The organism is Microcystis sp. M015S2 (assembly GCF_020245945.1).
GTDB lineage: Bacteria > Cyanobacteriota > Cyanobacteriia > Cyanobacteriales > Microcystaceae > Microcystis.
The window spans coordinates 53380-77527 of the sequence record NZ_JADBTX010000048.1 but is presented as its reverse complement, the minus strand read 5'-3'; the positions used below and the strand labels follow the sequence as shown (position 1 = coordinate 77527).

General features: G+C 42.8%; 22 protein-coding genes. 9 read left to right on the top strand and 13 right to left on the bottom strand.

Going from position 1 to position 24148, the window contains the following annotated elements:
- Positions 1–595, bottom strand: a 595-nt coding sequence (locus tag IM473_RS09935) for an RNA-guided endonuclease InsQ/TnpB family protein (protein ID WP_287690427.1), incomplete at its 3' end; no start/stop codon positions are given.
- 509 nt (positions 596–1104) lie between these two features.
- Here IM473_RS09935 and IM473_RS09930 point away from each other — a divergent pair.
- Positions 1105–1755 carry a hypothetical protein gene (locus tag IM473_RS09930; protein ID WP_287658122.1) on the top strand — a complete coding sequence of 217 codons (651 nt, stop codon included), beginning with the start codon at positions 1105–1107 and terminating at the stop codon, positions 1753–1755.
- 137 nt (positions 1756–1892) lie between these two features.
- On the opposite strand, the gene IM473_RS09925 is transcribed toward IM473_RS09930, so the two are convergent.
- The 7 genes from IM473_RS09925 to IM473_RS09895 form a co-directional block, all read right to left on the bottom strand.
- Positions 1893–2672 (bottom strand): HNH endonuclease, encoded by a 780-nt coding sequence (locus IM473_RS09925; RefSeq protein ID WP_287658123.1) that lies wholly within the window; start codon positions 2670–2672, stop codon positions 1893–1895.
- 40 nt (positions 2673–2712) lie between these two features.
- The gene (gene ald, locus IM473_RS09920) at positions 2713–3798 is read right to left on the bottom strand and encodes an alanine dehydrogenase (protein ID WP_287658124.1); all 1086 of its coding nucleotides are present in this window, start codon (positions 3796–3798) and stop codon (positions 2713–2715) included.
- 223 nt (positions 3799–4021) lie between these two features.
- Positions 4022–4324, bottom strand: coding sequence for a DUF3181 family protein (locus tag IM473_RS09915; protein ID WP_079206097.1), 303 nt, complete (start codon positions 4322–4324; stop codon positions 4022–4024).
- Complete coding sequence (locus IM473_RS09910; protein WP_002761850.1) at positions 4317–4571, bottom strand: hypothetical protein; 255 nt, start codon at positions 4569–4571, stop codon at positions 4317–4319. The genes IM473_RS09915 and IM473_RS09910 overlap by 8 nt, the downstream gene beginning before the upstream one ends.
- A gap of 118 nt (positions 4572–4689) precedes the next feature.
- Positions 4690–7086 (bottom strand): CHAT domain-containing protein, encoded by a 2397-nt coding sequence (locus IM473_RS09905; protein ID WP_287658125.1) that lies wholly within the window; start codon positions 7084–7086, stop codon positions 4690–4692.
- A 543-nt stretch (positions 7087–7629) separates the two neighbouring features.
- The gene (locus tag IM473_RS09900) at positions 7630–7998 is read right to left on the bottom strand and encodes a GxxExxY protein (RefSeq protein WP_002736595.1); all 369 of its coding nucleotides are present in this window, start codon (positions 7996–7998) and stop codon (positions 7630–7632) included.
- 410 nt (positions 7999–8408) lie between these two features.
- Positions 8409–8942: a hypothetical protein gene (locus IM473_RS09895; protein ID WP_287690425.1), complete on the bottom strand. Its 534-nt coding sequence runs from the start codon at positions 8940–8942 to the stop codon at positions 8409–8411.
- 70 nt (positions 8943–9012) lie between these two features.
- Here IM473_RS09895 and IM473_RS09890 point away from each other — a divergent pair, with 70 nt between their 5' ends.
- Entirely contained in the window at positions 9013–9876 is an 864-nt protein-coding gene (locus IM473_RS09890; RefSeq protein WP_110578273.1) for a hypothetical protein, read from the top strand.
- 17 nt (positions 9877–9893) lie between these two features.
- Here IM473_RS09890 and IM473_RS09885 read toward each other — a convergent pair whose 3' ends face one another.
- Complete coding sequence (locus IM473_RS09885) at positions 9894–11762, bottom strand: cation:proton antiporter (protein WP_287658127.1); 1869 nt, start codon at positions 11760–11762, stop codon at positions 9894–9896.
- 205 nt (positions 11763–11967) lie between these two features.
- Between IM473_RS09885 and IM473_RS09880 the strand changes: the two genes are divergently transcribed.
- Genes IM473_RS09880 through IM473_RS22540 form a run of 5 tightly spaced genes read left to right on the top strand, consistent with a single transcriptional unit; the run spans position 11968 to position 13036 of the window.
- Complete coding sequence (locus tag IM473_RS09880) at positions 11968–12183, top strand: RelB antitoxin-like protein (protein ID WP_002801839.1); 216 nt, start codon at positions 11968–11970, stop codon at positions 12181–12183.
- 7 nt (positions 12184–12190) lie between these two features.
- Positions 12191–12460, top strand: a complete 270-nt coding sequence (locus IM473_RS09875) for a type II toxin-antitoxin system RelE family toxin (protein ID WP_002792733.1) — start codon at positions 12191–12193, stop codon at positions 12458–12460.
- 32 nt (positions 12461–12492) lie between these two features.
- Positions 12493–12639 (top strand): DUF2281 domain-containing protein, encoded by a 147-nt coding sequence (locus IM473_RS22545; RefSeq protein WP_353845143.1) that lies wholly within the window; start codon positions 12493–12495, stop codon positions 12637–12639.
- On the top strand, positions 12633–12830 hold the full coding sequence (locus tag IM473_RS09870; protein WP_287658128.1) for a DUF2281 domain-containing protein: 198 nt from the start codon (positions 12633–12635) through the stop codon (positions 12828–12830). The genes IM473_RS22545 and IM473_RS09870 overlap by 7 nt, the downstream gene beginning before the upstream one ends.
- Positions 12830–13036 (top strand): PIN domain-containing protein, encoded by a 207-nt coding sequence (locus IM473_RS22540; RefSeq protein ID WP_287658129.1) that lies wholly within the window; start codon positions 12830–12832, stop codon positions 13034–13036. Before IM473_RS09870 ends, IM473_RS22540 begins: the two co-directional genes overlap by 1 nt.
- On the opposite strand, the gene pta is transcribed toward IM473_RS22540, so the two are convergent.
- Positions 13018–15114: a phosphate acetyltransferase gene (pta, locus tag IM473_RS09865; protein ID WP_287658130.1), complete on the bottom strand. Its 2097-nt coding sequence runs from the start codon at positions 15112–15114 to the stop codon at positions 13018–13020. The two genes, IM473_RS22540 and pta, sit on opposite strands and share 19 nt — an antisense overlap.
- Positions 15115–15601: 487 nt before the next feature.
- Positions 15602–17398 (bottom strand): N-acetylmuramoyl-L-alanine amidase family protein, encoded by a 1797-nt coding sequence (locus IM473_RS09860; RefSeq protein ID WP_287658131.1) that lies wholly within the window; start codon positions 17396–17398, stop codon positions 15602–15604.
- A gap of 197 nt (positions 17399–17595) precedes the next feature.
- On the opposite strand from IM473_RS09860, the gene IM473_RS09855 reads away from it, so the two are divergent.
- Together IM473_RS09855 and IM473_RS09850 are read left to right on the top strand one after the other, a co-directional pair.
- Positions 17596–18030 (top strand): peroxiredoxin, encoded by a 435-nt coding sequence (locus IM473_RS09855; RefSeq protein WP_287658132.1) that lies wholly within the window; start codon positions 17596–17598, stop codon positions 18028–18030.
- Positions 18031–18117: 87 nt separating this feature from the next.
- The gene (locus IM473_RS09850) at positions 18118–21693 is read left to right on the top strand and encodes an N-6 DNA methylase (protein ID WP_287658133.1); all 3576 of its coding nucleotides are present in this window, start codon (positions 18118–18120) and stop codon (positions 21691–21693) included.
- A gap of 161 nt (positions 21694–21854) precedes the next feature.
- On the opposite strand, the gene cruG is transcribed toward IM473_RS09850, so the two are convergent.
- Both cruG and cruF read right to left on the bottom strand, forming a co-directional pair.
- Positions 21855–23042 carry a 2'-O-glycosyltransferase CruG gene (gene cruG, locus IM473_RS09845; protein WP_287658134.1) on the bottom strand — a complete coding sequence of 396 codons (1188 nt, stop codon included), beginning with the start codon at positions 23040–23042 and terminating at the stop codon, positions 21855–21857.
- Position 23043: 1 nt separating this feature from the next.
- Positions 23044–23958: a gamma-carotene 1'-hydroxylase CruF gene (cruF, locus tag IM473_RS09840; protein ID WP_287658135.1), complete on the bottom strand. Its 915-nt coding sequence runs from the start codon at positions 23956–23958 to the stop codon at positions 23044–23046.
- Positions 23959–24148: the final 190 nt, after the last annotated feature.

The window sequence follows — 24148 nt, the reverse complement described above, 5'->3', positions numbered from 1 at the left end:
TATCTACTAAGAAAAACTTTAATCCCACATCAATCCCAGTGGTTTTCTGGGAAGGCGTTAAAGGCTTAACCGTGTCTCTGGGGTCTAATTTAAGGCAAAACTGCACATAATAACCATCGGCACGATTAAGGATTCTTACCCTTTTAATCTGGTCTGGTTGATAGTAATTAATATCTCTAGAACCAATCAGTTTAAGAGTACCAATACCTTTTTTGTCTGTAAAGCTAATATGACGTTTATTTGCTGATAGCTTCCATCCAGATACTTTATACTCAACAGAACGAGAATGTTTTTTAAACTTAGGGTAGCCTTTCTTTCCTTTAACTTTATTTTGGCAATTATCGTAAAACCGAGTAATTGCCCGCAAGGTTCTTTCTACGGCAGTCTGACAAGCATGGGAGTTTAAATCATCAACAAATTTAAACTCTTTCCTTAATGCTGTGTTGTACCGAAATAACTCTGTTTTGCCAACACCCCGATTATCCATCCAATAACGCAGAACTTTATTCCGAACAAATTGGGTTGTCCGTATTGCTTCGTTAATGGCTTCTATCTGATTAGGTTTTGGCTTAACTTTGTATTCTAGTACAAACATCTTGACACTGCTCGACCGAGTATCAATATCTTAACACAAAATTTCTTAAGTTGACAATACATATTTAAGCGGAGGGCGGGGCTTGTACCCAAATTTTCGGTCAGAGTAGAACAGGCTACTTGGGAGCGGCTGCTACGATACCAAAATCGCATCGGTACGGCAACCCTCGATGGGGCTATCAAACGAATGTTAGAAAGTATCGAGAACGGCCAACTCTAACGGGCCGTTAACTCGGTTTGACTTGCTCACTTAACGATTCGTTAAGTGAGAGGAGAATTGATCGGACTGAACAAGGGACTGACCATAGGTAAGGCCGATATCGGTTGGAATCTTTCTTAACAAAAAAGTAAAAAACTTAAAAAAAGAGCAAATGATTGATGGGTATAGTTTTGAAAGAAGGAATCGAGGTCGAGGTCATCAAAAAAATGGAGAAATGGGCGGATCGAGAATTACAGTATGGGGGGCGGAGTGGAAAAATCGGAGGGAAGATGCGAACGATGGATAGGCTATTGACCAAGGAGCACCGACGACCATCTCAGAAAATGGGAATTTGGCTGGCAACTTTGTGGGGATGCCTCTGTCCAGGATTAGCGATCGCCGGAGTTCCCAATGGAACTTGGCTTTCTCAACCTCAAATTCGGTTTCATTCGTCCACTAACACCCTCGGCCAGGTCATGAAAGACATCCAAAGCCAAAACTATAAGGTGGTCTTCCTGGATTTTCGGGGAGTGTCCGATGAGGTACAGAGGCGGGTGAGTCGGGAGGCGCGAGAGTACAAGTTAATGCCGGTGGTCTGGGTTCAGTCGCCCCAGTACCGTTCCCTGAGCGTCGCTGAACTGATCCATGAAGCGCGTCACGGGGATGGGATTCAAGTCGATGACCATTTTTTTGCCCATTATTCGGAGAGGGAGTTCCAATCTCTAGATTTTCAGTACCGGAAACCGATTTTTTGCAGCATTCAGCCATTTCAGGCAGATTTAGTAACAGGGGGTCGGTGCAATCAGCTTGACGTTCAATGTTATGCCACCGAAAATTTTCGGAACTGTATCGCCCTGGCCGAAAGACTCAATGCGGTGGTGAGTTTGTCGGAGCAAGATACTTTTAGATATAGAGAGCAACTGGGAGCGCGGCCTTTCAACGTTATAGGTCAGAAATGTTGAATCCGTACATAAAACTTTACATACAAGCTGACGAGAACAGGATAGTCATTAAATTCCATAATTGCAAAAATGTTTTAGACAAACTCAATTATAAACAAAGTAATGTAATTGAGAATTTAATTTACCTTATCCTATTTTTAGCCCTGAAATATATGATAGCGATGATAGTTTAAAAAATCTAAATCTGGTGAGAAGCGATCGGGAACATTTAAAGTTTTACCGCGATAGTTGATAAAATTTAGTGCTAACGTCTCGCTACCTTGATCCTGAGCCTTTTTTTCGATCTCATGGCCAATAATTAATCTTAAATCCTCATCGAAACTAATTAAACCTCGATCGAAAGCAGTATCATGAGTACGAGCTAGGCACAAGCCATTATGAGGGTTTAAACGCTGTTCAGGAAATTGACTCCAGGGTAATATATGACTAGCTGTTAGTAACAGAGGAATGGGATTTCCTGTAATACAGCAACGATAGTTATATAGGGCTAAAATTGTCTTTCTAAAAAAGTTTTGTCCGATTCTAACTTTTCTGATTGCCTCGGTTTCTGTTTTGATCTTTTCCGAAAAATCAAGTCTAGTAAAATCCTCTTGCTGTTCGTTGATAACTCCTAAAAGAACTTGTAATTTTTCCTCACTTTCTAGGGCTAATTCTGTCCAGTTATCCTCGAACTCCTGCCAGATTTGCCGATCAGCTTTACTGATACCTTTTAACCCCTGTACTCCTCGCAATTGATGCCTGGGATCGAGAGAACCAAAATTACATAATTTCATCACCAGGGCCGATGGTGTTCGCTGTAACTTTTGAGCGACTTCGATAATAACAGGATTATTGGTGTGGAATTGTCCATAGGGAAATTTATAGTATAAATTGAGAGCGATCAGCAGCTCATCCCTTGTCCATAAATTCTTAGTCATAGCCCCTAAAAAATACCACCATCAGCCCTGAAATTACTGCTCAAATCAAATCGGGAAAAACTTCGCGCACTGCTGGATGAATTAACCGATGATTGGCGACATTTAACCCCTTAGCGAGGGAAACATCTTGCTCCAAAGCTTTTATCCCATGGTCGGCTAATTTAATAACGTAGGGTAGGGTACTATTATTTAAAGCTTGGGTTGCCGTCCAGGGGACTGCTCCTGGCATATTAGGCACTCCATAATGTACTACTCCCGACTCCAGGTAAGTCGGTTGACTGTGGGAAGTGGCCCGCAGAGTTTCCACGCAGCCGCCTTGGTCCACTGCCACATCGACAATTACAGAACCAGGGTTCATTTTGGCGACTAAAGAGCGAGAAACCAGCGTAGGCGCTCGTTTTCCTAAGACTAGCACTGCCCCAATCAATAAATCGGCCTTAGGAACCACATTTTCTAATTGTGCCGAGCTACTATAAAGCAATTCTACCCTGGAACCGAATAAAGTCTCTAAATAGGCCAAGCGCTCGACGTTAATATCTAAAATAGTTACTTTTGCCCCCATACCGATGGCAATTCTGGCCGCTTCCGTACCCACCACACCACCGCCAAGGATAACCACTTGTCCAGGACTCACCCCGGGGAAACCCCCCAGTAAAACTCCCCTACCTCCCTGTTGTTTTTCCAGATAGCGGGCCCCAAATTGTACCGAAAGACGACCGGCAATAACACTCATGGGAGTTAAGAGAGGCAAGCGACCATCGGCAAGCTCGACCGTTTCATAGGCGATCGCAGTTGTTCCCGACTCGATTAATGCTTCCGTTAAATAGCGCTCGGCCGCTAGGTGTAAATAGGTGAATAGGAGAGCTTCCTTGTTTAAAAAGCCGTATTCTGCCTTAAGCGGCTCTTTTACCTTGACAACTAGCGGTTTATCCCAAACTTGGGCCGCTTTTTCCACAATTTTGGCCCCAGCTTTTTGGTAATCCTCATTGCTGAATCCAGCACCCAATCCGGCGGCCGTTTCCACAAATACCCTGTGACCGCGATCATTGAGTACACGCACACTACTAGGACTCAAACCGACGCGAAACTCTTGATCTTTAATCTCTTTGGGAACACCTATTTCCATAGTTTGCTTCTGGGGGACTATTTCTAACTAGGGTATGCTGAAAAAGTTTTTCGGTGGGGGTAGGGTGTGGGGTGTGGGGTGTGGGGTTTTAGCCATTTTCAGGGGAAAAGTCCCTGAATTTTCCCCCGGATCACTCCAAGGACCAGTACTTATCGGACAATGTTTTTAGATTTATTCAGCCAACCCTATAGTTGCGAGTTATCGGGCATACTATTGGGGAATTCTAGAAACTTTTTTGGTATTCTTCTAGCAAATCGATTAAATCCACCTGACATTTGGTGGGTAACAAATCCGCTAGAGAAACTTGCAGATGACCACCTCCGAGGGTGACTTTAATCTCCCGCAGGATAGACATGACTGCATTCTCGCTTAAGCTGTCGTTTTCGAGCAAAGGGAAGACTTTTTCGGCAACGACGCTGTGTAAATGTGCTTCCCGGAGATAGAGATGCCATTTAGCCACGTCAATGTAGATATTGTCGCCGATTTGGGCCGCCAGATTTTCGATGTCCTGAGTTGTGTTAGCCATGGGATGTTACCGAGTAGTTAGCGATCGCCGCTATATAAATCAAATGTCCCACCAATAGGATAGCCCAAATTCCCGTGAACAGATTCAACCAAGTCCAATCGGAGAATTTAATGATATGAAAGAACCACAACCCTGAATTAATCGCTAAAAAACCAGCCACATGAACGGCGAAATTCATGCGATCATCTAAACGTCGGAAAGCGGGATCGTTTTTGCGATCGGGTTGACGGGGCCAACGAGGAGGCATAAGCAGTGATCAGTGATCAGTTATCAATTATCAGTGTACCGTTTTTTTAGCCAATAGATTTTGTCTTTGATCCCCCCTGCCCCCCTTGATAAGGGGGTGGCGATCCCCCTGCTCCCTGCTACCTGCCACTTGCTCCCAACTCTTGACCATCTCCAATCAGGATAAACGCCGCCCAAAAGAAAGGATGAAGGTCAATATGGGCGAGTTTTGCTTGACGGAGGGCTTCCGCTTTGGTCATGCCCTGTTGTAAATTAGTATAAAATTGATTTAAAATCGCCGCCGTGGGCAATTCTGGGCTGTTTTGTTGGGAATATTGCACAAAATCGGTGGCATTCCAAAGACTGGCGAGGGTGGTTTTGGCCCCCGCTCTTTCCCAAACATAGGCCAAACCCGCCAAACCGACTCCATCCACTTCCCGCGCCGTTTCACAAGCGCCAATAGTAATCAGTTCGGTGTTTTGCAGTCCCAGTTTCACGGCATCTTTGAGTTCATACTCTCTCTTGTTGGCAAACAGTAGGGTATTCGCTTTCATGCCTAGGCTAGGACACCCCTCTGGACGGAAACAACCATGAGTGCCTAAGTGCAGAATAGGAAACCGAGGCGATTGGCTTAAAAAGGCGTCGAGGGTGGCTTGTTGGTGTTTGTAGATTTGGCTGTTGGCATAGGTTTTTTGCAGAAAGTCGGCTTGAGCTTCTGTGCCGATTAATTCGACTTGGGTGGGACGGGGATTAGCAAAGACGAGGACACTAGGATTATTGACTTTCGGCGTGGGTTGGGGCTGCACTTTACTCAGACGGGTGAGGTAGTGAATGGGATATTTTTGCAGGAGATACTGTTGGGTTTGGCTGTCGTAGAGGGTTTCAAAGGGGATTCTTTGCAAAGCGCCTGTGGCAATGATGGCCAGGGTTTGATTCGGGGCAATTTGGCCTTCAATGGGACGAATCAGCAGGTCATAGAGTTGGGAACTGAGGGCGCGATCGACGATTTCTAGGTCGCTTTCCAGTTGGCTGGCGTAGCGTTGCAAAAGCTGATTAAGATCTTTAGGGACGGGAACTTGCTGAACCTGAAGGGTGGTACGGGTGAGGATAAAGAGGGCAACGGTATGTTCAACGTTATCTATCCCTGTGAGTAGGACGGGTTGGAGGAGGGTGGTATTAGCAGGTAGATTGGCTTGCAGTTGGGCGAGGTCGGTGGGGGTAATTTCCAGTAAATCGGCTAATTCGGGGTATTTTTCCACAAGGATTTCCGCTTGTTCGCTGAGGGCGGCTTCTTGTTGCCGGACTTGTCGGGAGAGGGTGTCGCTGAAGTTGGTTTGTAATTCTTGGCGCCGGGCTTCCAGTGTCCGTGCCTGTGCTTTCCACTCCTGATAAGCTTGATTGGCGACAGGATTTTTGACTTGTCCTTCCGTTCCCGCAAGGCGATCGTAATCCACGAGGTCAAAAGTGGTGCTGAGATTTGCCCATTCAAAGGCTTTCTGAGGGTAATTCTGGCGAATGAGCAGATCCACTAAGGCGATGCTTGTCCCTTGCTCACTTTCTAGGAAAGTTGCCCGCAAGGAACGGCTAACTCCCCGCCGTAGCTCCAGAATCAGATTAGCGGATTTTTCTAGGGAGTCAATCGCCACTTCTGGTTTTCCTTGATCCCGATAGACAAGACCGATATTACTGAGAGTAGTGGCTTCCTGTGAGCGATCGCCCACTGCCCGCGATAAGGGTAATGCCTGTTGGTAATAGTCTAATGCCTTCTGTTTCTCCCCTAAATCTGAATAGACAGCCCCGATATTGTAGAGGGTATTGGCTTCCTGTGAGCGATCGCCGACTGCCCGTGATAGGGGTAAAGCCTGTTGCAAGTAGTCTAATGCCTTCTGTTTCTCCCCTAAAGCAGAATAGACAGCACCAATATTACTGAGAGTAGTGGCTTCCCCCGTGCGATCGCCAACCGCCTGCGATAGAGGTAAGGACTGTTGGTAGTAGTCCAAAGCTTTTTGCTTTTCTCCTAAATTGTCATAGATAAGACCGATACCAGTGAGGGTAATGGCTTCCCCTGTGCGATTGCCCACCGCCCGCCATAGGGGTAAAGCCTGTTGCAAGTAGTCCAAGGCCTTCTGTTTCTCCCCTAAATTTCTATAGACCCCCCCGATATTATTGAGAGTAGTGGCTTCTCCACTGTGATCGCCCACTGCCTGACTTAAGGGTAAAGCCTGTTGGTAGTAGTCTAAAGCCTTTTGTTTTTCTCCTAAATCATCATAGATACGCCCTAAACCGGTGAGGACGACTGCTTGCTCTAATTTGCTATCGAGTTGCTGATAAAGCTTTAACGCCTGTTGCCACTTCCCTAATGCCCCCTGATAGCCTTGTAATGTTCCAGACTGGAACAATTCAGCACCTTCTTGAAGTAATCGATCTGCTTCTTGACGTAAATCCGTCTGCACCAATAGGGGGGAAGCCATAACCGTCAAATGCGGCGCTGTTACGACTAGCCCTAGACTGAGTAAGATCCCTAAACCTGTCTTCATTGCTTCCCCTCGCCAGACTCAAATGATTCCTTATATTATCTCAACAATGCCAGTATCAGGATTTTGAGGATTTGAGGATTTTCAGGATGGGGTTGAGGGTGGGTGTCTTATTCCCTGTATCTTTTAATTATCTACTCCTTGCCAATAACCTAATCCTGTTAATCCCTTAATCCTCAATGCCAGTATCAGGATTTTGAGGATTTGAGGATTTTCAGGATAGATATAATATTCTTTATGATCCTTTAATTATAGACTCTTCACAAGTCACCTAATCCTGTTAATCCCTTAATCCTAAAAATCCTGATCTCAGGATAGGGTTGAGGGTGGGTGTCCTATTCCCTGCATCCTTTAATTATAGACTCTTCACAAGTCACCTAATCCTGTTAATCCCTTAATCCTAAAAATCCTGATCTCAGGATTGAGGGGATTTGAGGATTTTCAGGATAGATATAATGTTCTTTATGATCCTTTAATTATGTACTCCTTGCCAATAACCTAATCTTGTTAATCCCTTAATCCTCTAAATCCTGATACTGATATTTGTTATCTATTATTAAATATCTTTTTGTATTCTAAACTCGTTGCGCCAAAGTTAATTAATAGACCAACGGGAAAATTATAAGCAACGACGTAATTTTTTGCTTGTGCAAGATGGACAGCTTCTAGGCGAATTACCGCTTTTAATTCGACAATGACTTTTCCTTCTACGGTAAAATCAGCGCGTCTTGTTCCGACTTGTATTCCTTCATAAAAGATAAGTTGTTCTTTTTCTCTTTCAAAGGTTAATCCTGTTTTTCCTAATTCAATATCGAGACATCTTTGATAGATGACTTCTTGAAACCCATTCCCCAGTGTTCGATGGATTTTCATACAACAACCAATAATTTTATAGGTGATTTCGTCTAATTCCATAATGCCAGTATCAGGATTTAGGGGATTGGAGGATTTTCAGGATAGGGTTGGGGGTGGGTGTCCTATTCCCTGCATCCTTTAATTATAGACTTTTCACAAGTCACCTAATCCTGTTAATCCTTTAATCCTAAAAATCCTGATCTCAGGATTTAGGGGATTGGAGGATTTTCAGGATGGATATTATAGTCTTTTTATCCTTTAATTATAGACTCTTCACAAGTCACCTAATCCTGTTAATCCCTTAATCCTAAACATCCTGATCTCAGGATTTAGGGGATTGGAGGATTTTCAGGATGGATATTATAGTCTTTTTATCCTTTAATTATAGACTCTTCACAAGTCACCTAATCCTGTTAATCCTTTAATCCTAAAAATCCTGATACTGATTTTTATTGACATAATTTTGGTGATTAATTTGCCCGACAACGCAACACTCCTGCCGCTTTTAACTCGCCATTAGCAAATTCTAACTGTTTCAAGACATAACCATAAGCCCCTTTCTGAGTTAACTCTCTTTGCATCTCTGGAGGCAAATCTGATAAGTTAATCTCTACCTGCTTACGCTTTTGCTTTTCCACCAAACTCAAATGCTCAAAACGGCGCGGTACAGCATAAACCGAACCACATCGCTTGTCCTCTCCCTGAATCACAATTATCGGGTTTTCGGCAATACTGATGATGGTTTCTCCCTCTAAGGTTAATTGTGTCACTTGGGCAATGGGTAGATCAAACTCCTTACCCCCTTGCTTAAAAGAAATCCGACGCTGAGGGCGATCAAACCGAGTTAACGTCACCCCCTTATAATCTCTGCCATTTTGTAACGTAATATTTGCTAATCGTGGTAAAGCCGCTTCGAGGGTGGGTGCTTGAGCGATACTAGAAACAGTCAAAAATCCCCAAAAAACTAAAGCTATACCAGATATAATTTCCAAACGTCTGACCATAACTCGCCCTACAATGATCATCTATAATAACTTTAATTTTAGCGTTCTTTTTTAGCGTTAGTAGCCCCCTGTGACGACTCCTTCTCCCCCGACGATTCTCCTCAATCTTGCCAGTGCCGCCGGTCTCATTGGTGCGGGATTGTACTATACAGGTTGGGTCTATCGTTGGGCATACTTTGCCTATTACCAACTCGGTATCACCAGCCTCGATTTTCCGGTTGAATCCTTCTTATTACTCCCTCTTCAAGTCTTCTTTGGTACGCCTCAAAGTATTGCTAACACCCTCATTATTGCCCTTCTGATTCCTATACTTTTTCAGCTTTCCACCCTTTGTCTTGCTTTCCTTCACTGGCAATATCAACAGTGGCTCACTAGACTAAAAAATTGGCAACTGAAAAGACAAAACCAACGCAATCGCCGAAAAATACCCTATGCTCCTCGTCCCCGCTTTCAGCGTCAGTTAACCCTTCCTCTCGTCTCAGAACTGATTCTCCTGAGTTGGATTCTCTTACTCATCTTCCATCTTGCCCGGGATCAAGGTTTAAAGGATGCCCGTCGAGATGCGGTGAATCCCACTTCTACTCTCCCCGTTGTCACCCTGATTAGTGCCAAGGAACTGCTCATTTTAGGTAAAGAAGCAGGGGATCTTGACCCCAATCAGCCCCTTTTTGAAGCCCTAACGCCCGAAGATCAGCAGAGTCTCATTGGCGATCCTAATTTAGCCCGCATTATTCAACAGCGCAACCTAACCGATACGGAGCAAGATCGCGTCTGGCGATTATTACTGGAAAGAGGGGGATGGCTGTACCTTTTTCGTGCTTTACCCCAAGATGCCCCCAAAACTGAACATCCCGTACTGCTAGGTGTCGCTAAATCTAGCGTCGGTCGGCAGTTGCTTATTTTAAGCCCTGAACCCGTTAAATCCACTGAATAGTAGAGAACAGTCTCAAGTTATCTACTGGTGGCAATTTCCACTTCGGGTAAGATTTCTAAAGATAAACGAGTTCTGACAGTGCCGGAAAGACGTTTAAGCAGTTGCGGGCGTAAATCGCGCAGAATATAGATTAATTCGTCTCCTTTGCGCCATTCTTCCCTTTCTGTTACTACCTGTAGGGAATTATCGCGACGCAATAGTAGGGGCAGCAGTTCGCCATTTTCAATTAATTTAGTTAATCTGGTTTGTTGTTCGCTCAAATCATTGCCTTTAAAGATAGTTTTACCCAATTTAATCTGATTATCGTCTAAATACTGATTCCATTCCTTGACCGAAAAACTGGGGAGAAAAACCTGATTAACCTTATTTTTATCTGGGTTGGGGGTTCCCGCAAAGGCAGCCAACACCCGGGGAGGATGAAACTCCTCGCCGGCTCTCTGGGCTAAAACCAGATTAACCTCGCTATTATTAGTCAAAACCAGAAAAGTTCCCATGGATTCGATTCCCGCTTGTTGCAGTATTTTTGTATCAAGTGCGCTACTCTGCAGCACCGTCAAACCGTCGGCTGCCGCTTGCTGACAGGCCCCGGCATCCGTATCGATTAAAACCACGTTTTCCCCTTGTTCTTGGAATAAAGAACCGATTAAGCGACCTAGGGGATTACAACCGACGATTACTGCTCCTGTTGCCGCAGAAGAAGTGATTTTTAGCCCTTTTGCCACCCACCGCGCCGTTAATCCCTGAATAAAAACGGTCATTAAAATTGTTAAAAAGACTAAAGCTTTGATCGCTTCACCGCCATTAATACCGGCACGGGTGAGTAAAATAGCAAATAAAGAAGCTACAGAGGCGGAAACGATTCCCCTAGGGGCAACCCAAGCGATAAATAACTTATGTCGCCAATTTAGATCACTTTTTAGGGTACACAGAGCCACACTCAGGGGACGCACCACCAGCATCAAGACTAACACAGTCAGGACGCTGCCCCAACCCAAAGCGATGACACTGGCGATCGAAAGATCCGCCGCTAGTAAAATAAACAGTACCGACACGCAAAGAGTGGTTAATTGACCCTTAAAACGCCTTAATAACCGCTCATCGGGAACAGCCGCCGCTTTTAGCACAATTCCCGCCATTACCACCGCCATTAACCCCGATTCACTGCGACTAAATTGCGATAAACCAAATAACCCCCAGACTCCCGCTAAAACCACGAGATTCTTTAACTCAAAAGTCAGAAAATTGCAAGTTTTTATAATAAAACTTAACAATCCGCCTCCAGCAATGCCGATCGCCGCCCCGATGCCTAAACGCAGGGTTAAACCAGTGATAATTTCCATGGGGCGGGCATGACTATCAATAATCGTATTTAGCACCACTACGGCTAAAATTGCGCCCACAGGGTCGATTAATACCCCTTCCCCTTCCAAAAGCGTCGCTACTCGCCGATCTACGGCGATTTGCTTCAGCAAAGGCCCGATCACCGTCGGACCGGTTACTACCACTAAAGAAGCGTAAAGAAATGCGATCGGCCAGGGAAATTCCCCCAACCAGTGGGCTGCCATACCGCCACCGATGAGAGTGATGGAAGTACCGAGGGTGACAAGGTTGCGTAAACTGCCAGAAACTCGCCCTAATTCCCGTCCGCTTAGGCTTAAACCGCCTTCAAATAGGATAATCGCCACAGAGAGGGCAACAAGGACTTCTAAGCCAATTCCCAGACTTTGGGGCTGTAGAATTTCCCAACCATCGGACCCTAAAGCAATCCCAAAAATAAGCAGGAAAACAATACTGGGAACTTTCAGGTATTCGGCAATGACTTGGGCTGTAATCCCCGCCACCACAGTGATGACAATTTGCAGAGTAAGGGCGAAAGATGGATCCATGTTTAGCGATCGGTTATCGGTTATCGAGGCGGGGTTATGGTTGGGGTTTAATCATTCTAATTATAGTTTTGATTCCCGCTTCGGCCTGGTCGGGAGGAAATAAGCATAACAAGCTCCAGAAAACGGGTTTCTCAAAGAAACCCGTTTTCTAATGTAATCGCGTAGTGCTATATCATAGACTTATCAAACTTGACAAGTCTTGTTTATGCTTTCAATAGAATACCTAACTGACCAAAACGGACAACCCAAAGCCGTTGTTATTCCGATTGAACTATGGAGACAAGTATTTCCCCAAGAAGATATGTCTTGTGAAGAGTTCACCGAAGCAATAGAAGACTACTGCCTTAACCAAGCAATGGATGAGGCACAGCAGAGTCCACTATTAGATATCGAAGAGGCACTGGCTTATTTGGAGGAATAGATTTACCTTGAAGGTTCAATATCGAAAAAGATTTCTCAAAGATTTGAAGGCATTGAAAAACCAGCCTGTTTATGAGCAAATTTTACAGCTTGCTTTTAGAGATTTACCCAATGCCAAATCATTGCAGGATATTGGTAATGTCAAGCCAATGAAGGGAGCTACCAATCGCTACCGAATACGGCTTGGTGAATATCGATTAGGAATAGCCGTTGTTGATAATAACATTGAGGTAATGCGGCTCCTACACCGACGTGAATTTTATCGCTACTTTCCCTAAATATTCATTAATTTAACTAAAAGTGAGCCATTATGAGTATAGATTCAGCCCTTAAGAATATAGTTGAGAATATGCCCGATGCTCTCAAAACTGAACTTTTACATTATGCCGAATATTTGCTCACTATAGCGGTGTGCAGTCGTATGAAGTACAGTGTCACGAGCTATAAACCATGCTAGGCAAGGCTTGGTCTGTATCTCACTCAAGCGCTTACCGCTATAAGTCTGACCAAACAGAAGAAAATAAACAAGCAGCAAAAGAATCTGTAACTGTTAAAAGAACTTTAGCTGGTTCAATAAAAGGAACTTTCGTTTTACCTTTAGCTAATGACTTTGATGCTCCCTTAGAAGACTTTGAGGACTATAGGTAATGAGGAGTGCTTTAATAGATACTCATGTCTTTATCTGGTTAGCTGAGGATTACCCGATTTTGCCTGTTTCGCTGCGAGATAGTCTTGAAAATACCGATAATGTTTTTGTAAGTATTGCTAGTTTTTGGGAAATATCGATCAAGGTAAAAATTGGTAAACTCTCTCTCTGTTCTGAAATAACTATAACTCAAAAAGATTGGGATTGAATGGCCGTGATTACCACCGTATTGATAATATCGAGAACGGTACAACCGCGACTGAGATCATTGACGGGTTTTTTTAATCCCTGTAGGATTGGACCAATGGCTAAAGCTTTCGTTTCCCGCTGCACGGCTTTATAAGTATTATTACCTGTATTCAGGTCAGGAAAAATAAACACCGTTGCTTGGCCCGCCACCTCTGACCCTGGCATTTTTTGGGCGGCTACTTCCTTATCTACCGCCGCATCGTACTGAATTGGCCCTTCTAGCTTCAAATCGGGGCGTTTTTCCCTAGCGATTTTGGTCGCTTGTCGTACTTTTTCCACGTCTTCTCCCTGGCCCGATTGACCCGAAGAATAGGAAAGCAGGGCGATTCGCGGCTCAATTCCGAATTTTTGGGCGGTTTCGGCAGAAGATAGGGCGATTTCGGCTAATTCCTCGGCACTAGGGTCGGTATTCACCGCACAATCCCCATAAACCAAGACTCGATCCTCTAGACACATAAAAAAGACCGAGGAGACGATCGCACAATCGGGCTTAGTTTTGATAATCTGGAGTGCAGGCCTAATCGTGTGTTGAGTGGTATGCACTGCCCCCGATACCATACCATCGGCATCGCCTCGATACACCATTAAAGTGCCAAAATAGGAGACATCCTGTGCATAATCCCAGGCCATATCGAGATTCATTCCCTTGGCTTTTCTCGCTTCGTAGAGGGTCTGCACATAGCTTTCCAAATGGGGACTAGCCACGGGGTTAATAATTTGCAGGCGATCGAGATCGAGAGTGATACCATGTTTTTTAATCACCATTGCGATCTCGTCTGGTTGTCCCAAGAGGGTTAAATCGACGATATCCTGTTTGATTAAAACTGTGGCTGCCTGGAGGATGCGCGGTTCATTCCCCTCGGCCAAAACGATGTGACGTTTTTGCGCTTTGGCCTGTTGTACGAGATTATAGGTGAACATCTTCGGGGTAATCCCCTGCGTCCGCACAGTGCGAATTTGCGCTTCTAGGTGATCGAGATTGATGTTACCGTAAAAAAGCTGCAGACTGAGGTTAATTTTATCGTAGTCCGTCGAGGTCAGGGTGGTCCGCACTTGGTGGATGCGTTCGGCCGTGGTGTAGGTATCGGTGGTGACGGAGAGAATCGGTAAGGGATCGGGCAAACCTTCAATTAAACGGGCGATCGAAGGATTGAGACTATGACCTGCTGTTAAGACTATACCGGCTAATTGGGGATAATTGGCCGACTGGTGGGCCTGTAACATCCCGATAATCACATCGCCACGATCCCAAGGAGTGATAATTAAACTATCTTCTTTTAGCCGCTCTAGGGCATTTTGCATCTGCATGGCCACCACCAGAAAGTTACTAGCTAAACTATCTAATCTGTGCTGTCCGTAGAGAACTTTTGCCTGTAATTGTTGGGCGATTTCTGCCACTCGCGGGCTGCTAAGTTTGGCATTGTGGGGAATCACTCCTAGGGCATATTCTTGGGGAGGAAAAATTTTAGTCAGGGTTTTCCGTAATTCGTCTATTTTTTCCGCTTCTGCTTGATTGATAATAATCCCGATTACCGTACAACCTTTATCTTGGTAGGTGTCGCAGGAAATCAGGATCGGACTAAGGACATCTTCGATACTGCGATGGTGGGCATTACCTAATATTAAGATGGGATGGCCGAGATTTTTGGCTATTTCTGTATTTAGTTCAAATTCAAAGGCGGAATTTTCTTGCAGATAATCGGAACCTTCACAGAGGATAAAATCATATTTTTTTTCTAAGTTTTTAAACTTTTTGATAATTCTTTCGATGATTTCATCAAATTTTTGTTGTACCAATAAATCCTTAACTTCTTCGTAACATAAACCGAAGGCTTCTTCGTAGGTTTGTTCTAATTTAAAATAATTGAGGATTAAGTCAATGTCTTCGTCCCGATGACCTTCGGAACAGTCGAGAACAATTGGCTGGAAAAAAGCAACTTTATTAGTTTTGCGGAGAATTAAGTCAATAATTCCTAAAGCTACTAACGCTTTACCGCTTCCCGTTGCTGTCGTGCTGATATATAAAGAGTTAGTCATGGGTATATGAAGAATAATAATAGGAGTGGGATTTAATTGGACTACCCCAACCTTGAGGTGGTTTTGATCCCCCCTTAATCCCCCCTTAATAAGGTGGTTTTGATCCCCCCTTAATCCCCCCTTAATAAGGGGGTTTTGATCCCCCCTTAATCCCCCCTTAATAAGGGGGGCAGCGATTAAGTTGTCTATAAGGGCGTGAATTGTTGGCAAATTTTCAGTAAACTATCTTTATTTGTTGGCTAATCCAGAGATTTTTGTCCCAGAGCGATCGCTGTTTAAATATTTACTAGGGAGTGATCGGCTATACCTTGTAATCTAGCAGTTATTTTGTCCGATGGCTGTTCACTGGTAACATTTTTTCCATGAACTTGATTGAATTTCCTCAGATTACAATAAAGACTCCAGAAAATCCTATCACCGGCTTTCCAGCTAGGGCTTGGTTTTTCATAAAGATTTAAGCTTATCTCCCTCGGATTGCCATTAAATCTTAACTAGAAGCAATTACCCCAGATTGTTGAAACCATTGGCTAATTCCGGCGGCTAAAACTTGCGCTAATTGTTTTTGTGCCTGAGTATCGGTAATCCATTCAAATTCTTGAGGATTACTCATAAATCCTAACTCTAATAACAATGAAGGACTACTATAGGGACGAGTTAAAGCTAAATTATTCCAAAATACTCCATAGGAAGGACGGTTAAGATTTTTGGTTAAATAATCGTGGAGAAAAACCGATAAATCCGCTGCCTGGGGATGATACCAAAATATGCCAATTCCTTTAGTATTTAAGGCATCTCCATCATCGGGTAAAGCATTATAGTGAACCGATAGTGCTAGGGTTGGTTGCAGATTATTAATCATCTCTACTCGTGCTGGTAGGGATAAGTCGATGTCCGTTTCTCTGGTTAAATAAACTGTTGCCCCCAATTTTTCTAACTCCCGTTTAATTAATTTAGACATAAGCAAATTAATCTCTTTTTCTGTGTAACCCGTAGGACCGACAGCACCGGTTTCTTTACCTCCGTGTCCGGGATCTAATAAAATAACTTTGCCCTGTAAATTAGCACTTTTTCCCGGAGGATGACGCAGGGTTAAGATTAAATTTGTCCCCTGGTAACGAAGACTATAACCCCACTGTTGTTTTTGATTAAGATTAAAAGTGTATTCTATCGTGGTCGGGTTAATTTGTCGCCAATCTAAACGTCTAACTAAAGGATTATCCACTAGAAAAATTGTATCGGTTTGGGCAATGGTATTATAAAGAGTCAAAATAAATTTATCATCCTCTTGTCTCACGGCGATGGGTACAGGATGGGAGAGGGGGAAAATAATTTCCGTTGCTTGATTGATACTGCGAGAAGAGAGACCACGAATATTAGCATTATCTAGGACTTCATTAACTATTAAACGGGTTTCTCGCTCTAAAATCCAACCACCATAATCTAAGCGTAACCAATCCCCTTCTTTCCCAGTGACTCTCGCTTTCGTACCTTGGGGTAAAGGAGTTAAACGGGAATAATCACTACCCGGCCCCGTGCGCGCTACCCCTTCCGCAGCTATAATTTCAATCACTGGTAAATTTTGATCGCTAATAATGTTAATTTCTCCTTGACTTTGTTGGCTAATCGATCGATTATTTAATTGTGCTGTAAAAATAGGTTTTCCTAAGTTAGCCTCTTGCTTAAACTGCTGACAACCTCGATAGTAACCAGTTTTATCCTCGGAATTCGCTTGATTAAGATTAGTTAAAACTGCGGCATTACTAGGCAGTTTTGTAGTTTGAGTTTGGGGTAAAAGAGGTAAGATTTTATCTCCTAACTGCACAGAAACCTGAGCTTGGGGGGTAGCAATCGCACTAAAACAAATCCATTCCCCCACTAACCTCGTCCTATGGACAGAAGGACTGAGAGAGTTATCAGCAAAAGCTAATTCTTGGGGAATAATTGCTTGAGTATCTCGACGAATTATTTGACGATTAATAGTTTGGTTTTGATAGCGAATAGTGAAATTATTTTCGCCAACTTCTAGGGGAAAACTAGGGGCAAAATATCCTTTAGCACTGCGTTGAATCGGTTGATTATTGAGCAAAACTTGACCCGATGGAGGAGCAGAGCCAATAAAAAAGATTCTCGATGCCGTGGTTTGATGATTATCGGGAGGATAAACAATCATTAATGAGGTAGATTTAGCGCTGATGCTGTCATAAAAACCGATTAATAGCACTAAAACTAAACCGATTAAGATATTTTGCCCAAAAGTTCTCACTTTTAACCAGAATGGCCCCATATTATCCCCCTCTTAGCTGACAAATATTATCCTAAGACAAATTCTAAAGGTTTGTTGTTCGTCTTCTAAGCTGTACTGTATTTAAACTGATCGGGAAAATTTAGTACAAATGCTCTGACTTCTTCTCCCCTCTCCCTGTTTTTGACCCTAATCCCTTATGATCGATATAGATTAACTTTTGTAAAGGAATCGGAGTTATGGCTTTAACCGTTGGAACAATCGCACCGAACTTTACCACCACCGACGATACTGGAAAAACCGTTTCCCTGTCGGATTTTCAAGGTAAAGTCGTAGTTTTATACTTCTATCCCAAAGATGATACCCCCGGCTGCACCAAGCAAGCGCAAAGCTTCCGGGATAACTACCAAGAATACCAAGACAAGGAAATAGTAGTCTTCGGGGTGAGCAGGGATGACCAGGGTTCCCATGCACAATTTAAAGAAAAATACGGCCTACCCTTCCAATTGCTCGTAGATACCGATGGTGCTATCACCAAAGCTTATGATGTCGATGGTGGTGGTTATTCTAAGCGCGTCACCTATATCATCGATGGAGAAGGCAAAATTAGCCATGTGGATGACAAAGTGAATACCGCCAGTCACGCATCGGATATTCTCTGTGTAGTCGGTTAATTTTCCCTAAAATCTTTTCTGGGTGTGTTAGGGCAGCCTAATACACCTGATATTTATCTCAGTAGATGAATCGGCCATCAGACGCTTATGAGTTTAATTCAAGAAGGAATCAAAAAAGGCTTAATTAAGTTAGATGATGAGCAGAAATATATTACCTATATTAATCAAAATAAAAAGCGAAATTATAGCAATCCTGAAGAACAGGTACAAGCTGAGACTTTTTTAAAATTAATTTTGACCTATGGTTATGCTCAAAAGCGGATTCGGTTATTTGTTCCTGTAGTAATGGGATCATCGACCAAAGAAGCGGATATTATTGTTTATAATGATGATGGGCATAAATCGCCTCATATCGTTGTTGAATGTAAAAAACAAGAGGTTTCAGAATTAGAATTTACTCAGGCAGTAGAGCAGGGTTTTAGTTATGCGGTGGCGGAAGGAGCGAAATATGTTTGGATAACTTCCGGGATTAAAGATGAATATTATCAAGTACCAACAGAAAAGCCAAAGGAAAGAATTACTATCACTGATATTCCACAAGCGGGAGTGGAAACATTAGCGCGTTTTAAATATGCTAAAGGTGGTGGTATTTCTAATGGACAAAAGTTATTTGAGTTAACAGTCGTTACAGAGGATGAGTTAACCCGTCGTTTTAAGCAGGCTCATCAATCGTTATGGGGAGGGGGAGAGTTGAATCCCTCGGAAGCTTTTGACGAGTTAGATAAGCTAATTTTTTGTAAAATTTGGGATGAAAAGAAAGCTCGCAAGGTAGGGGAACCCTACGATTTTCAGATCTTTAGTGTTGCTCCTAAAGCTAATGAAAAAGAGGAGGAAAGAAAGCAACGGGAAAATAAGCAATTAAGTGAGCGCATTAAGGCTTTATATGAAGAAGGTCGTCGAGCAGATGCAGAAGTTTTTAAGGATGATATTCGCTTAAGTCCAGAGAAGTTGCGGACGGTGGTGGGTTATTTGGAAAGTATTAATTTAGGCGAAACAGACTTAGATAGTAAGGGTCGCGCTTTTGAGACGTTTATGGGGTCATTTTTCCGCGGAGATTTTGGGCAGTATTTTACACCTCGACCAATTGTTAAGTTTATTGTAGATGTGCTACCAATCCAGCATAGTTCTCTTGTTTTAGATACCTCTTGTGGAAGCGGTGGTTTTCTGCTTCATGCCTTAGATAAGGTTCGTAAAGAAGCGAATGAATATTATCCCAATTATCAAACGAATCTGAAAGAATATAACAAACATTATCAGCATTGGCATAATTTTGCTCAGAGTAATTTGTTTGGCATTGAAATTAATGAACAGATTGCCCGGGTTGCCAAAATGAATATGATTATCCATGATGATGGTCATACCAATGTGATTGCAGCGGATGGTTTACGCGATAGCGAAGATTTAATTAAACGGACAGAAAATAAAGGCTTTACATATAATCGCTTTGATTTTGTTATTACTAATCCGCCTTTTGGTTCGGTTATTAAACAAACGGAACAGGCTTATATATCCCAATATAGCTTTGCGATGAAGGCGGTAGATTGGTTAAATCCTAAAAGTAGGACAACGGAGCGGGACAGCCAAAGTACAGAAGTTTTATTTCTTGAGCAATGTCATAATTTTTTAAAGGAAGGTGGCTATTTAGCGATGGTGGTTCCTGATGGTATTTTGACTAATTCAAGTTTGCAGTATGTGAGGGATGGAATCGAGGAAAAATATCGCATTGTGGCGGTGGTTTCCATGCCTCAGACGGCTTTTTCGGCAACGGGAGCGGGGGTTAAAAGTTCGGTTTTATTTTTGAAGAAGCATTCGCAAGCAGTAACGGAAAGTATTCAACAGGCTAAACTGGCTTTACAGGATCAAATAAAGCAAAGTAATGATTATTTAAAGTTATTGGATAAGATTGAAAATAATAAGAAGCGGCATTTAAAGGAGTTACGAGGTTTTGATAATGCTCAAAATTTGTCCGGTAAAGCGTTGACGGATTCGGAGCTTTATAAGGAGTGGAAAAAGTCGGTTACGGCGGAATATAATGACCAAATTGAGGCATTAAAGGAGTCTTTGAGTGATCAGTATGGGGAAGAAAAGCAAAAGGTAATCGAAGATTATCCGATTTTTATGGCAATTGCTGAAGATATTGGTTATGATGCAACGGGTAAACCGACTAATAATAATGAGTTAGATTTTATTGGTCGGGAGCTTGCGCGGTTTATTGAGTCGATAGAGTCAGGTAAGGATGGTTTTTTTTTAGGTCTTGATGTGGATAAAAATAAGGTATTTTTAGTAAATTCAAAGGAACTAGAAAAACGGCTTGATCCATTTTGTTATATTCCTGAGCTTGTTAAATTAGATAAAAAAGTTAAAGCAAAAACTCAATATCGTTTACGGCACTTTTCTAAGTATCATTCAAGTGGAGCTACTCCCAGTAAAAGCGAAAATAGTTATTATTCTGATGCTGAGAATGGCATTCCATTTGTGCGTGTGCAAAATTTATCAGTGACAGGAGAGCTAGATCAAACTGATTTAGTTTATATCTCTAGGGAAATTCACGAAAGCTTATTAAAAAGAAGTCAAATAAGAGAAGGAGATTTATTAGTAAAAATTACTGGCGTTGGAAGGATGGCTATTGCCTCTGTTGTCCCCCAAAATTTTGAAGGTAATATAAATCAGCATATTGTTGTTATTCGTACTGTTTCTAAGGAAATTAGCGAGAATTTAGCGGCTTTTTTAAACTTAGATACAGTAGAAAAACTTGCTTCAAAAAGAGCAACGGGTGGTACTCGTCCTGCTTTAGATTATCCTGCTTTATTTTCCATTCCTGTTATCAGTGATCAAAGAATATATGAAAAAATTCAGGATGCTGTGGCAAAGAAAAAACAAAAAGAATTAGAGGCACAGCGATTACTAGATAGTATTGATGATTATCTGTTAGGGGAGTTGGGGATTGAGTTACCAGAACCCGAAGAAAACACTATTCAAAACCGAATTTTTATCCGTAATTTAAGCGAAGTATCAGGCGATAGGTTTGATCCTAGTTTTTATAAACCTGAACATATTTTTTTATTTTCTACAATCAAGAAATTATCACATGATAAGTTAGGTCACATTGTTAAATTTTCTTATGAGGCTTGGGATCAAAAAAGTATTTTTGTTGAAAAATTTCCCTATATTGAAATTGGCGAAATAAATGTTTCTCTTGGTGAGATTCAAAATATTAGTATGATTGAAATTGAAGATGCACCAAGTAGAGCAAGAATGATAGTAAGAGGTGGTGATATTTTGATTTCTACAACCCGTCCTAATAGAGGAGCTATTGTCAAAATAGATCAAGGAGACAATTTATTCATAGCATCTACTGGCTTTGCAATCATTCGACAAATTATAAACAAAAATTTAAATAAAGATTTCCTGTTTTATGCTCTTCGGCAATCAATTTCTTTAAAACAAATGGAGCAAAGAAGTAGTGGTGGCAATTATCCTGCTATTACACAAGAGGAGTTAAAAAATATTTTAATTCCTCTGCCACCACTTGAAAAACAAATTGAAATTAGTGAGCATATCACCGCCATTCGGAATCAAGCCAAACAACTCCAACAACAAGCGAAAGACGACCTAGAAAAAGCTAAACAGGAAGTCGAAGCCATGATTTTAGGTGATGACTAAAAGCCTAATTTATCGGCTCTTCTAGGTTCTGTGTGATAAGTTTAACTTACATAGGATCGATCTTTGTGTCCTCTGTGTCTTTGTGGTTCCTTCCACTCCCTCGCCAACAGGACTGTATCTTAGAATCCATTTTACCCACCAAACCTAAGAGAGCCATATTTTTAATACAATCGACCGCGCCAACTTTGGGGACGGGTAAAAGCAGAGATAAAAATGCGAATAACTGCCAGCGGATCCGCGAGGGGAGATAGCCAAAATAATCCCGAAGATAGATTGACTTTTTCGCCGCGATAGTAGCTAGGAGAAACAGCCAATAAAAGGGCAAAACGAATCAATAACAGCAGCAGGTTTAAAGTCAAGACAATTTGTAAACTGAGGAAATCGTAGCCAAAAATCAAAGCTGTGAGCAGTAAAGGGGTGATAATTATCGGTAATCCCTGAGTAAGAGCTAATAAAGCTAAATCGCCCCATAATTGCCCCTGATAGGAGGCATCTTTGAGGTCAAGAGATCTGCCCCATTCGCGCCAAGTTTCCTTAAGTCCTTCGTACATCCGCACGCGAATCAACTTCGCCCCATCGAGAAATCCCACCCGATAGCCTTTCGTCGCCGCTAGACGGGCCAGGGTGACATCATCGCAAAAAGAACCTTTTGCCCCGCTATAACCGTCTAAAGCCGCTAAAACTGACCGCCGGCAGAGAAAACATTGACCATTGGCCATGACTCGTTCGGGATCTTGCCCGCGCACTCCGGCCGCATCAAAGCGATAGAGCAAAGTCATCAATAAAGCTGGCTGTAACCACCATTCTCCCGGATAGGAGAGGATAAATTGCGGCGACAGGGAAACTAAATCGTAACCTTCTGCGATCGCAGCTTTAACTAAACTAGCGACTAAATTTGCTTGGGGTTGGGTATCGGCATCAATGCCCAAAATCCAGTCACTTTTAGGAGAACTAAACAAAAAACCATTGTGTAACGCCCAGGGACGACCTACCCAATCGGGAGGCAAAGGATAATCGGTTTTCAGGCGAAAGCGGGGGTCTTTTGCCGCTATCTCTTTGACTTTTTCCCGCGTACCATCTTGGGAATTGCTATCGACAATCAGAATTTCTCGCACTTCGTAACTCTGTTGACTCAATCCCCGTAAACAACCGTCAATCCTGGCCACTTCGTTTAACGTCGGCACAATCACGCTTACTGTCCCTAACATCTCCGGGGTGGGGGGTTGGGGAGTCAGGGGAGGACGACGACGCGCCCCTTTTAGCAGACGGGAAAGAAGGATAAAAAAGGCAACAGCCTGAGACAGCAGTAGCCCCAGGCAGAATGCACCGAGAATTATCTCAGTTAACAACTTATTTGGCTCCTCTCACCGAAACAACGGGGATTTTTAGGGTTGTTACTTCGCTGGTTGCCACTGTTTGCCCGGAAGCAACAGCCTTGGCGCGATTATAGAGGAGTGTTAAAGGCAGAATACCGGTGAGTAATCCTAAGAAAATCGGCGGATAAATACCAGCACCGATACTCATGACCGTAGCAAAGCCAAAATTACCCAAATACATCACAAAAGGCAGGGTTAAATCTTGACTTGGCAGTTTCACCGGTTGCACTTGCCAAATTAAAGTGGCTACCGTCATAAAAACACAGCCTGTACCAAACCAACCGGCAAAATTTTCATAGGGCATCCCAAAGAAGGCCCCCGGTTGTTCCCAAATCCAGAAGGGGATGGTAGTTTGACTCATGGCCGGATCTAGGACAAAATCCCATGAAGTTAATAATACCGCCCCGATAGCGATCGCTCCTAGATTTTGTAGCCATTGGGGTAAAGCAAGAGTGGATAAACCAACACGAGCGATAATATAGGCACTAAAACCGAGATAAAACCAAGATAGGGGGATAGTAAAGGGGACTAAACCCGCAATTTTGTAACCTAGGCCCGAAAGATAACGATAATGACCGAAAGGAAAGCCGGTACTGGTTCCTAATAGTTCGCTACAAAGGGATAAACTGATAGCGGGAACCATGAATCCTAACCAGTGCCACACTCCTAGAGTCCGATAGGCATAAACAGCCACCGCTGCCATTCCTAACACCATATACACCACACCCCCCCCGGCCATTGACCAAGCAAAGGCAGTTTTGCCAAAATCTGGTAAATTGGCCACAAATTCGGGATGGGGCAAAACTAGCAACAATCCCGCTAGTCCAAAAGCCATCGATACAATATGACCGATGAGCAGAGCTTTTTCGATCGCAATTAGTCGTCTCATTAAATCTCTAGCACTGCGAAAGGATAATCATTTTCAAGTTTACAAATCTTTATTAAAGAATTATTACGCAGATCGGTCACTTTCGGCAAAAAAGTTTTACAGGTGTTAGGGGTTTCAGTGTAGCATCGGTTTAGGAGTCAGTAGGCAGCAGTCAGTGATCATAATAATCAATTAAATTGTCTATTTAGAG

Bases quoted from the DNA above. Each gene is read 5' to 3' on its own strand.
- IM473_RS09880 (WP_002801839.1), top strand. From the start codon at position 11,968: ATGCTTTCAATAGAATACCTAACTGACCAAAACGGACAACCCAAAGCC.
- IM473_RS09915 (WP_079206097.1), bottom strand. From the start codon at position 4,324: ATGGCTAACACAACTCAGGACATCGAAAATCTGGCGGCCCAAATCGGC.
- IM473_RS09885 (WP_287658127.1), bottom strand. From the start codon at position 11,762: ATGGATCCATCTTTCGCCCTTACTCTGCAAATTGTCATCACTGTGGTG.
- IM473_RS09855 (WP_287658132.1), top strand. From the start codon at position 17,596: ATGGCTTTAACCGTTGGAACAATCGCACCGAACTTTACCACCACCGAC.
- IM473_RS09910 (WP_002761850.1), bottom strand. From the start codon at position 4,571: ATGCCTCCTCGTTGGCCCCGTCAACCCGATCGCAAAAACGATCCCGCT.
- cruF (WP_287658135.1), bottom strand. From the start codon at position 23,958: ATGAGACGACTAATTGCGATCGAAAAAGCTCTGCTCATCGGTCATATT.
- IM473_RS09895 (WP_287690425.1), bottom strand. From the start codon at position 8,942: ATGGTCAGACGTTTGGAAATTATATCTGGTATAGCTTTAGTTTTTTGG.
- pta (WP_287658130.1), bottom strand. From the start codon at position 15,114: ATGACTAACTCTTTATATATCAGCACGACAGCAACGGGAAGCGGTAAA.
- IM473_RS09925 (WP_287658123.1), bottom strand. From the start codon at position 2,672: ATGACTAAGAATTTATGGACAAGGGATGAGCTGCTGATCGCTCTCAAT.
- IM473_RS09850 (WP_287658133.1), top strand. From the start codon at position 18,118: ATGAGTTTAATTCAAGAAGGAATCAAAAAAGGCTTAATTAAGTTAGAT.
- ald (WP_287658124.1), bottom strand. From the start codon at position 3,798: ATGGAAATAGGTGTTCCCAAAGAGATTAAAGATCAAGAGTTTCGCGTC.
- IM473_RS09870 (WP_287658128.1), top strand. From the start codon at position 12,633: ATGCTAGGCAAGGCTTGGTCTGTATCTCACTCAAGCGCTTACCGCTAT.
- IM473_RS09860 (WP_287658131.1), bottom strand. From the start codon at position 17,398: ATGGGGCCATTCTGGTTAAAAGTGAGAACTTTTGGGCAAAATATCTTA.
- IM473_RS22545 (WP_353845143.1), top strand. From the start codon at position 12,493: ATGAGTATAGATTCAGCCCTTAAGAATATAGTTGAGAATATGCCCGAT.
- IM473_RS09900 (WP_002736595.1), bottom strand. From the start codon at position 7,998: ATGGAATTAGACGAAATCACCTATAAAATTATTGGTTGTTGTATGAAA.
- IM473_RS22540 (WP_287658129.1), top strand. From the start codon at position 12,830: ATGAGGAGTGCTTTAATAGATACTCATGTCTTTATCTGGTTAGCTGAG.
- IM473_RS09905 (WP_287658125.1), bottom strand. From the start codon at position 7,086: ATGAAGACAGGTTTAGGGATCTTACTCAGTCTAGGGCTAGTCGTAACA.